Genomic DNA, 737 nt, shown 5'->3' with positions numbered 1-737 from the left:
GTGACAGGGAGGCGTCTTAACCCCTTGACCAACGCGGCGGTTCCGTAAAGGACGGCAAAGATAAAGCGTGGCCACTTTGTAACCAAATCTTTTACGAAAACTGGATCAGTTTTTCCGGTTCGGGCTGTATCAGATAAATCCAGTCTGGGCTTGCTTTTCAGGATGTTTTTGCGGGCTAAAATTTGTCGGAAAATAATCGCTGAAAATTCTTCCTTATCCTGTACTTTTGCCACTCAAATGTAAATTCAAATTAAAGTTATGAGTACAGTAAAAGTTGCAATCAACGGTTTTGGCCGCATCGGCCGCTTGGTTTTCCGCCAGATCTATAATATGGAGGGTATCGATGTTGTTGCCATCAACGATCTCACCAGTCCGGCAGTACTGGCACATCTGTTAAAATATGACAGCGCACAGGGCCGCTTTGGTCAGCATGTGACTTCTACGGAAAATGCGATCGTGGTTAATGGCCACGAAGTGAAGGTATATGCGCAGAAAGATCCGGCCCAGATTCCCTGGGGTACTCATGATGTGGACGTGGTGATCGAAAGTACCGGCTTCTTCACCGATAAAGCCAAGGCGGAAGCGCACCTGGCCGCGGGAGCCAAACGCGTGGTTATCTCCGCCCCGGCGACCGGTGATCTCAAGACTGTTGTGTTCAATGTAAATCATGCGATACTCGACGGAAGCGAAACCATCATCAGCTGCGCAAGCTGTACCACCAACTGCCTGGCGCCCAT

Annotated in this window: 1 protein-coding gene; it reads left to right on the top strand. The window is 49.3% G+C overall.

The genetic code is table 11. The annotated features are described in order from the left end of the window. Window positions 1–258: 258 nt before the first annotated feature. On the top strand, window positions 259–737 hold a 479-nt coding region (locus tag JNK62_04780), incomplete at its 3' end, for an aldehyde dehydrogenase (protein MBL8158821.1).

This window comes from bacterium (assembly GCA_016789445.1).
Classification (GTDB): Bacteria; Patescibacteriota; Minisyncoccia; order Phycocordibacterales; family UBA2100; genus UBA10103.
Note: the sequence above shows the minus strand (reverse complement) of the source record. Positions and strands in the feature narration are given on the sequence as shown.